The organism is Paracoccus zeaxanthinifaciens ATCC 21588 (assembly GCF_000420145.1).
In the GTDB taxonomy this organism is placed as follows: Bacteria; Pseudomonadota; Alphaproteobacteria; order Rhodobacterales; family Rhodobacteraceae; genus Paracoccus; species Paracoccus zeaxanthinifaciens.
On the sequence record NZ_ATUJ01000013.1, the window covers coordinates 1 to 12,843 of the forward strand.

The 12,843-nt window shown below is 66.4% G+C and carries 14 protein-coding genes and 1 tRNA gene; 6 read left to right on the forward strand and 9 right to left on the reverse strand.

Annotated elements, in window-relative coordinates; genetic code table 11:
• The coding region (locus tag F804_RS16410) for an IS5 family transposase (RefSeq protein ID WP_040596020.1) at positions 1 to 263 on the reverse strand (263 nt) is incomplete at its 3' end.
• 79 nt (positions 264 to 342) lie between these two features.
• Here F804_RS16410 and F804_RS0111785 point away from each other — a divergent pair.
• Together F804_RS0111785 and F804_RS0111790 are read left to right on the forward strand one after the other, a co-directional pair.
• The gene (locus tag F804_RS0111785) at positions 343 to 600 is read left to right on the forward strand and encodes a DNA cytosine methyltransferase (RefSeq protein WP_028725924.1); all 258 of its coding nucleotides are present in this window, start codon (positions 343 to 345) and stop codon (positions 598 to 600) included.
• A 197-nt stretch (positions 601 to 797) separates the two neighbouring features.
• Positions 798 to 1,862 (forward strand): tyrosine-type recombinase/integrase, encoded by a 1,065-nt coding sequence (locus F804_RS0111790; protein WP_051142371.1) that lies wholly within the window; start codon positions 798 to 800, stop codon positions 1,860 to 1,862.
• 77 nt (positions 1,863 to 1,939) lie between these two features.
• Here F804_RS0111790 and F804_RS0111795 read toward each other — a convergent pair.
• The 3 genes from F804_RS0111795 to tig all read right to left on the reverse strand — a co-directional run bounded on the left by F804_RS0111795 (position 1,940) and on the right by tig (position 3,918).
• Positions 1,940 to 2,013 (reverse strand) — tRNA-Gly (locus tag F804_RS0111795).
• Positions 2,014 to 2,059: 46 nt separating this feature from the next.
• Complete coding sequence (locus F804_RS0111800; RefSeq protein ID WP_022707953.1) at positions 2,060 to 2,482, reverse strand: DUF1489 family protein; 423 nt, start codon at positions 2,480 to 2,482, stop codon at positions 2,060 to 2,062.
• Between the two features lie 101 nt (positions 2,483 to 2,583).
• A complete protein-coding gene (gene tig, locus F804_RS0111805) occupies positions 2,584 to 3,918 on the reverse strand; it encodes a trigger factor (protein ID WP_028725926.1) in 1,335 nt (444 codons plus the stop codon).
• A gap of 158 nt (positions 3,919 to 4,076) precedes the next feature.
• On the opposite strand from tig, the gene selD reads away from it, so the two are divergent.
• On the forward strand, positions 4,077 to 5,138 hold the full coding sequence (selD, locus tag F804_RS0111815) for a selenide, water dikinase SelD (RefSeq protein WP_022707956.1): 1,062 nt from the start codon (positions 4,077 to 4,079) through the stop codon (positions 5,136 to 5,138).
• A 21-nt stretch (positions 5,139 to 5,159) separates the two neighbouring features.
• On the opposite strand, the gene F804_RS17005 is transcribed toward selD, so the two are convergent.
• Together F804_RS17005 and F804_RS0111825 are read right to left on the reverse strand one after the other, a co-directional pair.
• Complete coding sequence (locus F804_RS17005) at positions 5,160 to 5,819, reverse strand: ABC transporter ATP-binding protein (protein ID WP_022707957.1); 660 nt, start codon at positions 5,817 to 5,819, stop codon at positions 5,160 to 5,162.
• Positions 5,812 to 7,113 carry a lipoprotein-releasing ABC transporter permease subunit gene (locus F804_RS0111825; RefSeq protein WP_022707958.1) on the reverse strand — a complete coding sequence of 434 codons (1,302 nt, stop codon included), beginning with the start codon at positions 7,111 to 7,113 and terminating at the stop codon, positions 5,812 to 5,814. The genes F804_RS17005 and F804_RS0111825 overlap by 8 nt, the downstream gene beginning before the upstream one ends.
• 119 nt (positions 7,114 to 7,232) lie before the next feature.
• On the opposite strand from F804_RS0111825, the gene radA reads away from it, so the two are divergent.
• The 3 genes from radA to purF all read left to right on the forward strand — a co-directional run bounded on the left by radA (position 7,233) and on the right by purF (position 10,869).
• Positions 7,233 to 8,609, forward strand: coding sequence for a DNA repair protein RadA (radA, locus tag F804_RS0111830; RefSeq protein WP_022707959.1), 1,377 nt, complete (start codon positions 7,233 to 7,235; stop codon positions 8,607 to 8,609).
• Between the two features lie 43 nt (positions 8,610 to 8,652).
• Positions 8,653 to 9,246: a CvpA family protein gene (locus F804_RS0111835; RefSeq protein WP_022707960.1), complete on the forward strand. Its 594-nt coding sequence runs from the start codon at positions 8,653 to 8,655 to the stop codon at positions 9,244 to 9,246.
• Between the two features lie 132 nt (positions 9,247 to 9,378).
• Positions 9,379 to 10,869 (forward strand): amidophosphoribosyltransferase, encoded by a 1,491-nt coding sequence (gene purF / locus F804_RS0111840; RefSeq protein ID WP_022707961.1) that lies wholly within the window; start codon positions 9,379 to 9,381, stop codon positions 10,867 to 10,869.
• A 1-nt stretch (position 10,870) separates the two neighbouring features.
• On the opposite strand, the gene F804_RS0111845 is transcribed toward purF, so the two are convergent.
• From F804_RS0111845 to purE, 3 genes are read right to left on the reverse strand one after another with little or no spacing between them, the layout of a single operon-like run.
• Positions 10,871 to 11,317: an NUDIX domain-containing protein gene (locus F804_RS0111845; RefSeq protein ID WP_022707962.1), complete on the reverse strand. Its 447-nt coding sequence runs from the start codon at positions 11,315 to 11,317 to the stop codon at positions 10,871 to 10,873.
• The gene (locus F804_RS0111850; protein WP_022707963.1) at positions 11,314 to 12,348 is read right to left on the reverse strand and encodes a 5-(carboxyamino)imidazole ribonucleotide synthase; all 1,035 of its coding nucleotides are present in this window, start codon (positions 12,346 to 12,348) and stop codon (positions 11,314 to 11,316) included. The genes F804_RS0111845 and F804_RS0111850 overlap by 4 nt, the downstream gene beginning before the upstream one ends.
• Positions 12,341 to 12,826 carry a 5-(carboxyamino)imidazole ribonucleotide mutase gene (gene purE / locus F804_RS0111855; protein ID WP_028725927.1) on the reverse strand — a complete coding sequence of 162 codons (486 nt, stop codon included), beginning with the start codon at positions 12,824 to 12,826 and terminating at the stop codon, positions 12,341 to 12,343. Before purE ends, F804_RS0111850 begins: the two co-directional genes overlap by 8 nt.
• Positions 12,827 to 12,843 lie beyond the last annotated feature (17 nt).

Genomic DNA, 12,843 nt, shown 5'->3' on the forward strand with positions numbered 1-12,843 from the left:
TTCTGATCCGTTGCCTCCGAGGCCAATCCCTCGAAGATCCTGGCAAACACGCCCATCTCGCTCCAGCGCTTCCACCGGTTGTAGAGCGTCTTGGGCGGGCCATACTCCCGGGGCGCATCGCACCACCGCAACCCATTGCGGTTGATGAAGATTATGCCGCTCAGCACGCGCCGGTCATCGACCCTCGGCTTACCATGGCTCTTGGGAAAGAACGGCTTCAGCCGCTCCATCTGTTCGTCCGTCAGCCAGAAAAGATTACTCATGATGCCCCCACCTGTTTGGGAGCGTGAATCACGCCGACAGGACGGCATCAAGAAAATTAATGGGTCCTGACCCTATGTCGTGATCGACATCGGCATGCGGATGCTGACCCCGCGCGAACTGTTTCGCGCCCAGGGCTTCCCGACGGATTACGTCATCGAGGGGGTCTGGGACGGCCTCGACAGCGACAGCCCGACCTGGCGGCCCTTCGCAAAGGATGTGCAAGTCAGCTGCTGCGGCAACAGCGTTTGCCCGCCCTTGGCCGAGGCTATCGTGTCAGCTAATTGCGGGCACCTGCAGGCAGCCGGACAGGAACGCAAGACGGAAGCCGAGGGCTGACATGGGAAAACGTGCCGTAATGACCGAAGCCCAAGCGCGCCGCTTCATCCGCGCGGCCCGGGCCGAGGATCCCAGATCCGTGGTAGAGATCGTGACCGAAGCGGGCACCGTCCGAATCCTCCCTGAAACGAAGGACGTTGCCCCAAGAGCGACAGGCCCCAGGATGGACGGACATCCATCCCGTGGAACTGACAAACATGAAGATCGCCTATCCAGGCCTGCTGCAGGAACGCCTGCCGTCCGGCGCGCTCCGATATCGCGTGCGCGTCGAGGGCGACAAGACAAAGCGCATCCCGCTTTCGGTCACCCCAAATCATCCGCAATTTGTCGAGATCTACCACGCCGCCAGGGCAGGTGTCCGGCTCGACCCTGAGGCGTCAGCCGAAGAGCGCGCCATCCGGGGTTCTGTTGGCTGGCTTGTGGCCAAGCATCTGACCGCGATGGAAGCCGCCGTCGAGGCGGGCGCCATGTGGCCTCTGACGCTCAAGAAGCGGCGGTCGGTCGGCAAGGTTCTTACTGAGCGATACGCTGACTATGCAATGGAGATCCCGCAGGCAAAGCTGGTCGAGCTGCGCGACGATATGATCGAGACTCCAGCATGGGCGGACAGCGTCATCGAGGGCACCCGGGTTATCTATCGTTGGGCGACAGAGCGGCGGCTGTGCGCGGTAAACCCGGCCGTAGGCATTGCGCGAATTGATCGCGGCAAAGGCGGTGCGAAACCGTGGTCGCCCGACGATCTTCGCAAGTATCGCCAGAAGCATCCGCCGGGGAGCGCTGCCCATTTGACGCTGACACTGTTCATGTTCACTGCATGCAGGATCTCGGATGCCATCAGGCTGGGCCGGCAGCACGAGACGACGATAGAGGGCGTTCGAGCGCTTCGATGGCATCCCGTCAAGCGCGGCTCCGCCGAGGTCGCGATTCCCATGCTTCCCCCGCTCTATCGCGCGACCAGGTCGATGAAGATCGCGGGCGAGACCTACCTGCTGAACAGCAAGGGCAAGCCCTTCGCGACGCCAGATTCGCTGGGCCAGATGTTCCGTCGCTGGTGCCGGGAAGCAGGCTTGGCCGATCGCTCGTCTCACGGGATCCGCAAGGCCGCGGGTCACCTGCTGGCCCAAGACGGATGTTCCCAATACCAGATCATGACGGTGCACGGGCACACCCAGGCAAAGACGTCCGAAATCTACACCAAGGGCGTCGAAAGATGGCGCATGGCGCGCGACGCGATGGCCGCGCTCGAGGCGCTGGATTGGTGAAGTGTTCCACGGACAGTTCCGGCGTGGGACACATCGAGCCCCAAACCCTTGAAATAGCATATTTTCATTGAAGATATTGGAGCGGGTGAAGGGAATCGAACCCTCGTCGTAAGCTTGGGAAGCTTCTGCTCTACCATTGAGCTACACCCGCCTTGGCTGATCGCGTATCCCATGGCCGCGCCATCGTCAAGCGGCCTTTAGCGCAAGCCCATTTCGGCCAGCGCGGCGGCGATGGCGGGGGGCAGCGGTTCCTCGACCTCGCGGCCCTCGGGCAGATCCTGCGGCGCGTCGGCACCGGCAAGATAGCGCCAGCCCTGGAACGGGCGGCGCGGCACCGCCGAGACGCGCACCAGCTTGCGATCCAGCACGATCCCGCAGCGCTGCACGCCGTCCTCGCCCTCGACCCGCTGCAGGTCCAGGATGCGCTGGCGTGCCAGCATGACCCCCTTGAACACCCAGAAGATCGAGCCGCCATCCAGCAGCTCGGCCTCGCGCTTGGGCCACATGCGGGTGACGTGGCGCGCATTGCCGTCGCCGAAGCGCTGCGCCTGCCACGCGGCCAAGTCGTCGGGGCCTTCCGCGCCGACGCACAGCTTCATCAGATTGAGAGAACCGCTCATGCCACGGCATCTAGTCGCGCCGCGCCCGCTTCTCAAGCGCAGAAACGAAAAGAGGCCGCACCCCGAAGGATGCGGCCCCGATCAATCGCCTTGCGGCAGGATCACAGCTCGTCGAGTTTCTCGACAGCCTTCTCCAGTTCGTCCTTCGAGATGGTCTTCTCGGTCACTTCGGCCTTTTCGGCGATGTGATCGACGACCTTGTCCTCGAAGATCGGGGCGCGCAGCTGCTGCTGGGCCTGCTGGTTCTGCTGGATGAACTCGAAGAAGGCGCGTTCCTGGCCCGGATACTGACGGGCGGCCTGCATCACGGCCTGCGTCATTTCCTGGTCGGTCACGGTCACTTCGGCGTTCTGGCCGATCTCGGCCAGCAGCAGACCCAGGCGCACGCGGCGCTCGGCCAGCTTCTTGTGCTCGTCGGTCGGCTCGATGCTGCCGTGATCGTGGCCCTGAACCTCGGGGTTCTCCTCGTGCCACAGCTGGTGCGCGATCTGCGCAGCCTCGGCGTCGACCAGCGACTGCGGCAGGTCGAACTTCACCTGCTCGTCCAGCTGGTCCAGCAGGCCGCGCTTCATGACGGCGCGCGAGGCACCGGCATACTCGGCTTCCAGACGCTCGGAGATCTGCTTCTTCAGACCGTCCAGATCCTCGGCGCCGAACTTCTTGGCCAGCTCGTCGTCGATCTCGGCTTCCTTGGGGGCCTTCACGGCCTTCACCTTGCACTCGAAGGTGGCTTCCTTGCCGGCCAGGTGCGCAGCGCCGTATTCCTCGGGGAACTTGACGGTGACGGTGACGTCCTCATCGGCCTTCGCGCCGACCAGCTGGTCCTCGAAGCCGGGGATGAAGCTATTGGAACCCAGGACCAGCGGATAGTCCTCGGCCTCGCCGCCTTCGAACGCTTCGCCGTCGACGAAGCCCTTGAAGTCGATGACGACCTGATCGCCGTCCTTGGCCTTGCTGCCCTTGCGGCGGTCTTCGAAGTTCTGCGCCGATTTGGCCAGGTTCTCCAGCGCTTCGGTGATCGCGGCGTCCTCGGCCTCGACCTTGAGACGCTCGAGCTTCAGACCCGACAGGTCGATCTCGGGGATCTCGGGCAGTTTTTCATACGAGACGTTGACGACGACGTCGTCGCCCTCTTTCCAGGTCTCGCCGTTCTCCATCTCGACCGCGGGCTGGGTCGCGGGACGGTCGCCCGATTCCTCGAGATGCTTGCGCAGCGCGCCGTCGACGGCTTCCTGCATCGCATCGCCCAGCACGCGCTGGCCGAACTGCTTCTTCAGCATGGCCATCGGGACCTTGCCTTTGCGGAAGCCCTTCATCTCGACTTCGGGCTGTGCCTCTTTCAGCTTGGCGTCGACCGTCTCGGCCAGCTCGGCGGCGGGCAGGGTGAACTGATAGCCCCGCTTCAGACCTTCGTTCTGGGTTTCCTTGACCTGCATCATCGTCCTCATAGCAAGAAGGGCCACCGGACCCGGCGGCCTGAGAATTTGCGCCGTTCTAGTCGCCACGAACCGTCCCTGCAAGCAGATAGAGCGTGGCCCGCTGGAACAGCCCGCGATCAGCGACTATGTTCCGCCCGAAATCACCGGAGAGCATCATGCCTGACACCACCCTTTCCGAACCGCGCCTGACCTCGCTTGCCCATGGCGGCGGCTGCGGGTGCAAGATCGCGCCGGGGGTCCTGTCGGGCCTGCTGCGGGGCAGTGCCGCCCTGCCCGTGCCCCCGGAATTGCTGGTCGGGATCGAAACCTCGGACGATGCCGCGGTCTACAGGCTGAACGATCAGCAGGCGCTGGTGGCCACGACCGACTTCTTCATGCCGGTCGTGGACGATCCGCATGATTTCGGCCGCATCGCCGCGACGAACGCGATCAGCGACGTCTATGCGATGGGCGCGACGCCGATCTTCGCGCTGGCGGTGGTGGGCATGCCGATCAACGCGATCTCGCACGAAACGATCGGGCGGATCCTCGATGGCGGTGCATCCATCTGCCGCGAGGCGGGCATTCCCATCGCGGGCGGCCACACCATCGATTCGGTCGAGCCGATCTACGGCCTCGTGGCGCTTGGGATCGTGCATCCCGACCGGATCGCCAAGAACGCCGCCGCGCGCCCGGGCGATGTCGTGATCCTGGGCAAGCCGCTTGGCGTGGGCGTCATGTCCGCCGCGCTGAAGAAGGGCCTGCTGGGCGAGGACGATTACGCCCGCATGATCGGGGTCACGACCAGGCTGAACCGGCCCGGACCGGATCTTGCCGCCCTGCCCGGCGTCCATGCGATGACCGACGTGACCGGCTTCGGCCTTGGCGGCCACACGCTGGAGATGGCGCGCGGGTCGGGCTGCGACATCCATCTGAACTGGCCCGCGGTTCCGCGCCTGCCGGGCATCGACGCGCTGATCGCCGCGGGCAATGTCACCGGCGCTTCGGGGCGGAACTGGGACAGCTATGGCAGCGGCGTGGTCCTGCCGGACGGCTTCTCGGATGCCGATCGCGCGCTGCTGACCGATCCGCAGACCAGCGGCGGCCTGATGGTCGCCTGCGCCCCCGAGGCCGCAGACGAGGTTCTGGCCGTCTTCGCCCGTCACGGCTTCGCGGATGCGACGGCCATCGGACGCGTGGGCGACCCGTCGGACCAGCCGCGCGTCCGCCTGGACTGATCCGCGCCCCTGCGGTGAACCTCAGCCGAGGTTCACCAGCCTGTCCATGCGGCCCGCAAGCTCGTGGTTGTGGGTCGCGATCAGCGCCGACAGGCCCGTTTCCCGCACCAGATCCATCAGCACGCCGAACACCTTGTCCGAGGTTTCGGGATCGAGGTTGCCCGTCGGTTCGTCCGCCAGCAGCAGCGCGGGCGCATTGGCAAGCGCACGGCAGAAGGCCACCCGCTGCTGTTCCCCGCCCGAAAGCTGCGCGGGACGGTGGTCCGCGCGATGCGACAGCCCCACCCGCGACAGCAGATCCGCCGCGCGCGCCTGAGCCTTCTTCGCGGACACGCCATCGGCCAGCTGCGGCAGGACGATGTTCTCGGCCGCGCTGAATTCGGGCAGCAGGTGGTGGAACTGATAGACGAAGCCGAGCTGACGGCGGCGGGCCTCGGTCCGGGCGCGGTCGGGCAGGCCCGTCATGTCGCGCCCGTCCAGCCAGACCTTGCCGCGATCGGGCGTGTCCAGCAGCCCCGCGATATGCAGCAGCGTGGACTTGCCTGCACCCGAAGGCGCGACAAGGGCCACGACCTCGGCGCGGGCGACATGCAGGTCCAGCGCCGACAGCACCTCGACCGGCGCGGGGCCGTCCGCGTTATAGGTCTTGCCGATCCCCTCCAGCCGCAACACGTCATTCATAGCGCAGGGCCTCCACCGGGTTCATGCGCGCGGCGCGGCGCGCGGGAAAGATCGTGACGACGAAGGACAGCGCCAGCGACAGCCCCACCGCGCGGGCAAGATCCCATGCCCGCAATTCGGCGGGCAGGCGATAGATGCCGCGCACCTCGGGCTGCCACGCGCCGCCATTCGTCAGCGTGTTCAGCAGTGCCATGATATTTTCGACGTTCAACGCCAGCGCGACGCCCAGAACGACGCCCGCAAGCGTGCCGATGACGCCGGTGAAGGCCCCGCACAGGAAGAAGACCCGCAGCACCGACCCCTCGGTCAGGCCCATCGTGCGCAGGATGCCGATGTCGCGCCCCTTGTTCTTGACCAGCATGATCAGGCCGCTGGTGATGTTCATGGACGCGATCAGCACCAGCACCGACAGGATGACGAACATCACGTCATCCTCCATGTCCAGCGCCGACAGGAAGCTGCCCGACGCGTCGCGCCAGCTCCAGACCTGCGCGCCGACGCCTGCGGCCTGCAGCAGCGGGACGGTCAGGTCGTCGACCTTCTCGGGGTCCGCGACAAAGACCTCGATCTCGTCGGCGACGCCCTCGCGGTTGAAATAGCTCTGGGCCTCGGCCAGCGGCATGTAGATGCGCGTCCGGTCGATGTCGTATCGGCCCGCGCTGAAGATATAGGTCACCTCGTAGGCCTTCACGCGGGGCGTCGTGCCGAATGCGGTGCGCGCGCCCTCGGGCGCGATCAGCCGGATGCGGTCGCCCACATCCAGCGCCAGTTCGCGCGCGATGCCCGCGCCGATCGCCACGCCATCGCCGAAGCGGGCGATATCCCCCTGCGAGGTTTCGGGATCGGCGATGCTGGGAATGGCAGCCAGGTCCCCGTCCGAGATGCCGAACACCTCGGCCACGTTCGAGGCGTCGTTGGCGCTGGCCATCACCTGCCCCTTGACCACGGCGGCGGTCCTCTCGACCCCCGGCACCTCGGCCAGGCGGGCGGCCATTTCGGCGTAATCCTGGATGCGGCCCGCGCTGACATAGGTCTCGCCGGTGATCTCGTTCTCGATCCGGTTGGGGACCATGTAGACCGAGGTATGGGCATTCGCGCCCAGGATCGTGTCGACGAACTCGGCGCGGAAACCCGCCCGCACGGCCAGCGTCGCGATCAGCGCCATCACGCCAAGCGCGATGCCGATCAGGCTGATCCATGTCATGACGCTGACGCCGCCCTCGGCGCGTCTTGCGCGCAGGTAACGCCACGCGATCATGAATTCATAGCGTGAGAAGGGTCCCGTTCCGGCCATCGCTTCCGCCCGTTACTTAAACTTCGGCGGACCCTGACCGCAGGGCGGGCGAATATCAAGCCGACATTGGCGTGAGTTGCCGTCTTGCGGCACCCGCGCGGCGGTGCCACAAACGCGGAATGCCGAAACCTACCACCGTCTTCACCTGCACTGCCTGCGGCGCGACCCATAAGAAATGGGCCGGACGCTGCGATGCCTGCGGCCAATGGAACACCATCGTCGAAGAGGCCCCCCTGTCACAGGGACCGGGGCGCGGCCTGGGCGCGATCAAGGGCCGCGCGATCCCGCTGTCTAACCTGCAGGCGCACGAGGCCCCGCCCCCGCGCATCAATGCGGGCATCGCGGAACTGGACCGGGTGCTTGGCGGCGGACTGGTCCCCGGATCCGCCCTGCTGGTCGGCGGCGATCCCGGCATCGGCAAATCGACCCTGCTGCTGCAGGCGGCGGCCGCGTTCTCGAATGCGGGCAAGCACGCGATCTACATCTCGGGCGAGGAAGCCAGCGCGCAGGTCCGCATGCGCGCCCACCGGCTGGGCCTGGCCGAGGCACCGATGCGACTGGGCGCCGAGACGAACCTGCGCGACATCCTGACGACGCTGGACGCCGAGCGCCCCGATGTCGCGGTGATCGATTCGATCCAGACGCTGTGGTCGGACACGGTCGAGGCCGCGCCGGGCAGCGTCTCGCAGGTGCGCGCCTCGGCGCATGAACTGGTGACATTCGCCAAGCGGCGCGGCGTCGCCGTGATCCTTGTCGGCCACGTGACCAAGGAAGGCCAGATCGCGGGCCCCCGAGTGGTCGAGCACATGGTCGATACCGTCCTTTACTTCGAGGGAGAGCGCGGGCACCAGTTCCGCATCCTGCGCAGCGTGAAGAACCGCTTCGGCCCCGCCGGAGAGATCGGCGTCTTCGAGATGACCGGCGCGGGCCTGGCCGAGGTCACGAACCCCTCGGCGCTGTTCCTGTCCGAACGCGGACAGCCCGTGGCGGGCAGCGCGGTCTTCGCGGGGATCGAGGGCACGCGCCCCGTCCTGACCGAGGTGCAGGCGCTGGTCGCCCCCTCGACACTGGCAAGTCCCCGCCGAACGGTCGTCGGGCTGGACAGCGGGCGGGTCAGCACGATCCTTGCCGTTCTCGAGGCGCGCTGCGGGATCCCCTTCGCGGGTCTCGATGTTTTCCTGAACGTTGCCGGGGGGATGAAGGTCGTCGAACCGGCGGCCGACCTTGCCATCGCTGCAGCCCTTCTGTCCGCGCGCGAGGACAGCGCCCTGCCCGCCGATGCGGTGCTTTTCGGCGAAATCAGCCTGTCTGGCGCGCTACGTCCCGTCGCCCAGGCCGAAAATCGGTTGAAAGAAGCGCAGAAACTTGGTTTCACACAAGCGATTTTGCCCGACGCCACGAAGGTCGAGGGTAACGACAACGAACGTGGCGGGATGGGTTTCCGAAGGATCGCGGACCTGACCGGCTTCGTGGGCGAGGTCTTCGGCGCCGGCTGAACCGCCTGCAACAAGATGAACAACCGGCGCGAGGACAGTTAATATGGACGGTTTCACGATCATCGACGCGGTGGTGGCCGGCGTCATCATCCTTTCGGCGATCCTGGCGTGGTCGCGCGGCTTCGTGCGCGAATCGCTGGCGATCCTCGGCTGGATCGCCGCGGCCATCCTGGCGTTCCTGTTCGCGCCCGCCGTGCGCCCGATGATCGCCCAGATCCCGGTCCTGGACCGCTTCATGGGCGACAGCTGCGAGCTGGCGACCATCGCGGGCTTCGCCGTGGTCTTCGCGCTGGCGCTGGTCGTCTTCTCGATCATCACGCCGCTCTTTTCCTCGGTCGTGCAGCGTTCGGCGCTTGGCGGGGTGGATCAGGGCATGGGCTTCCTGTTCGGCGTGGCGCGCGGCATCCTGCTGGTGGCGATCGCCTTCATCATCCACGACCGCGTGATGACCAGCCAGGAACTGGCCATCGTCGAGGAAAGCCGCTCGGCCCAAGTGTTCGAGCGCATGCGCGGTTCCATGGACGAGCAGCTGCCCGAGGATGCGCCCGGCTGGATCGTCACCCGCTATGAGCAGATGGTCCGCGCCTGCACCGCCGACGCGCCCGCACCTGCCGCCACGGCACCCGCATCGAACTGATTTTTCGACAGCCTGCACGGGTTGCGACGGAAAGATGACGAAAAAACGCCCTCGCCTCTCGGCGGGGGCGTGACTTTATGGGATGATGGCACTACACCACCCGCGACAGCCCCCAGCCATCAGGACGTGCCGATGCAACCCTTTCTGGCCCATCCCTTCGATTCCGATCGCCTGCATGAAGAATGCGGGATCTTCGGGGCGATAGGTGTCGCCGATGCCTCGAACTTCGTCGCGCTCGGCCTGCATGCTCTTCAGCATCGCGGGCAGGAAGCGGGCGGAATCGTGGCCTTCCACCCGGAATACGGTTTCAACAGCGCGCATCGCTTCGGCTATGTCCGCGACAACTTCACGAAGCCCGACGTGATGGAGACCCTGCCCGGCCAGCTTGGCATCGGGCATGTGCGCTACTCGACCGCCGGAACCAAGGCCGCGACCGCGATCCGCGACGTGCAGCCCTTCTTCGGCGAATTCTCGATGGGCGGTTGCGCCATCGCGCATAACGGCAACATCACGAACGCCGCCGCCCTGCGCCGCGAACTGATCGAGCGCGGCAGCATCTTCCAGTCCAGCAGCGACAGCGAATGCATCATCCACCTGATGGCGCGTTCGATCCAGCGCAACATCCCCGAACGGATGAAGGACGCCCTGCGCCGGGTCGAGGGCGCGTTCAGCGTCATCGCCATGACCCGCACCAAGCTGATCGGCGTGCGCGACCCCCTGGGCGTGCGCCCGCTGGTCCTGGGCCGCGTGGGCGAGGACGGCTATGTCCTCGCATCCGAGACCTGCGCGCTGGACATCATCGGCGCCGAGTTCGTCCGCGAGATCGACCCCGGCGAGATGGTCGTCATCTCGAAGGGCGAGGTCGAAAGCTCTCGCCCCTTCGGTCCCTCGACCGGTCGCTTCTGCATCTTCGAGCATGTCTATTTCTCGCGCCCCGATTCGATCATCGGCGGACGCTCGGTCTATGAGACCCGCCGCCAGATCGGCGTGGAACTGGCGCGCGAAGCCCCGATCGAGGCCGACCTGGTCTGCCCCGTCCCCGACAGCGGCACCCCCGCGGCCATCGGCTTTGCGCAGGAATCGGGCATTCCCTATGGCATGGGGATCATCCGCAACCAGTATATGGGCCGGACCTTCATCGAGCCGACGGACCAGATCCGCAACATGGGCGTCCGCCTGAAGCTGAACGTGAACCGCGCGCTGATCGCGGGCAAGCGCGTCGTGCTGGTCGATGACAGCGTCGTGCGCGGCACCACCAGCCGCAAGATCAAGGACATGATCCTGGATGCCGGCGCGGCCGAGGTGCATTTCCGCATCGCATCGCCCCCCACCGCATGGCCGTGCTTCTACGGCGTGGATACCCCCGACCGCGAGAAGCTTCTGGCCGCGAACATGTCCCCCGAGGAGATGCGCGACTGGATCGGCGTGGACAGCCTGTCCTTCGTCTCGCTCGACGGGCTCTATCGCGCCGTGGGCGAGGCCGAGGGCCGGAACGCGAAATGCCCGCAATATTGCGATGCGTGCTTCTCGGGCGACTACCCGGTCGCGCCCTTCGACCAGCTGGAACGCGGTTTCGCGATGAAGCCCGGTTCGGAAACCGCGAAGAAGGTCGCGGCAGAGTAACTCAGCCTACGATCCGCTCCAGCGGGTCGTAATGGGCGGCAGTGCTGTCCCAGATCAGATCGATCAGGCTGTCGGGCTTGTAGCGCAGGCCCGACAGTTCGTCCCGATCGACCCACCGGAAACGGTTCACCACACCTTCGGGATCGTCCAGAACGACATTCGCGCCGCCCGACAGGACGGCGCGGAAATGCAGCTCTATCTGGTGAAAGCCGCTGGCGGGATCGTGGAATTCGTTCACGAGGAAGGGCGGACCGATGACGACCCGCAGACCGGTTTCCTCGTGGATCTCGCGCGCAAGGTTCTCGGTCAGGGACTGGCCACGTTCGACCCCGCCGCCGGGCAGGCACCACAGGTCGGACCTCTCACCCGGATAGGCGTTGACCATCAGGACCCGGCCCTCGTGCAGGATCGCGGCGCGAACCGCGATACGGGGCCGGGCCTGGATCATTGCGTGATCCGGTTGGCATGCCCCATCTTGCGGCCCGGACGTGGATCGCCCTTGCCATAGAGATGCAGCTGCACCTTCGGTTCGGCCAGCAGCGCGGGCACGCGGTCCAGATCGTCGCCGATCAGGTTCTCCATCACCACGTCGGCATGGCGCTTGCCATCGCCAAGCGGCAGCCCCGCGACCGCGCGGATATGCTGCTCGAACTGGTCGACGGCGCAGCCTGCCTGCGTCCAATGGCCGGAATTGTGGACCCTCGGCGCGATCTCGTTGACGATCAGCCCGTCGGGGGTCACGAACAGCTCGACCCCCAGAACCCCGACGTAATCCAGCGCATTCGCGATCTGCGCGGCCATCAGGACCGCATCGGTCGTCACGCGGGCCGGTTGGCCGCAGGGGATGGTGGTCGTGCGCAGGATGCCGCCCTCGTGGACGTTCAGGCCCGGATCGAAGGCCGCGACCTGGCCGTCCGCACCGCGCGCGATGATCACGCTGATCTCGGCGCTGAAATCGACGAAGCCTTCCAGGACCGACGGCGCGCCGGTCCATTCGGCGGGACCGTCGCCGATCCGCACCTGGCCCTTGCCGTCGTACCCCATGCGTCGGGTCTTCAGGATCGAGGGGCGACCGATCCGGTCGATCGCGGCGGCCAGCTCGCCTTCATCCTCGACATTGGCGAAGGGCGCGGTGCGCAGGCCGATCTGCTGCAGGAAGGTCTTCTCGGTAAGGCGATCCTGCGACACGGCAAGCGCGCGCCGGTTGGGCCGGATCGGGCGCAGGCTTTCCAGCAGGTCCAGCGCCGAGGTGGGCACGTTCTCGAATTCGTAGGTGATGACATCCACGGAGTCCGCGAATGCACGCAGCGCGGCCTCGTCCTCGTAGGGGGCCTGCGTCACGCGCCACGCGACATCGCCCGCGATGCTGTGACCGGGTTCGTAGATGTGGCAGCGAAGCCCCAGGCGGCTGGCCGCGACCGACAGCATGCGGCCCAGCTGGCCGCCGCCGAGGATGCCGATGGTGCGGATCTCAGTCATCGGAAGGCTCCTCGGGGATCGAGGCCGACAGCGCGTCGCGCCAGGCATCCAGCCGCGCGGCAAGATCGGCGTCGGACACGGCAAGGATCCCCGCCGCCATCAGGCCCGCATTCGCGGCACCCGCCGACCCGATCGCCATGGTGGCAACCGGAAAGCCCTTCGGCATCTGAAGGATGGAATAGAGCGAATCGACGCCCGACAGCGCGCGCGTCTGGACCGGCACGCCGATCACCGGCACGCGCGTCTTGCTGGCCATCATGCCCGGCAGATGCGCCGCGCCGCCTGCACCCGCGATGATGACCCGAAGGCCGCGCGCGACGGCGGTCTTGCCGTAATCCCACAGCCGGTCGGGGGTGCGATGGGCGCTGACGATCTTCGTCTCGTAGGGGATCGCAAGCTCGTCCAGGATGGCCGCGGCCTCGCGCATCGTCGACCAGTCCGACTGGCTGCCCATGATAATTCCGACCGGTGTATCCATCGCCATTTCCCCGTGCG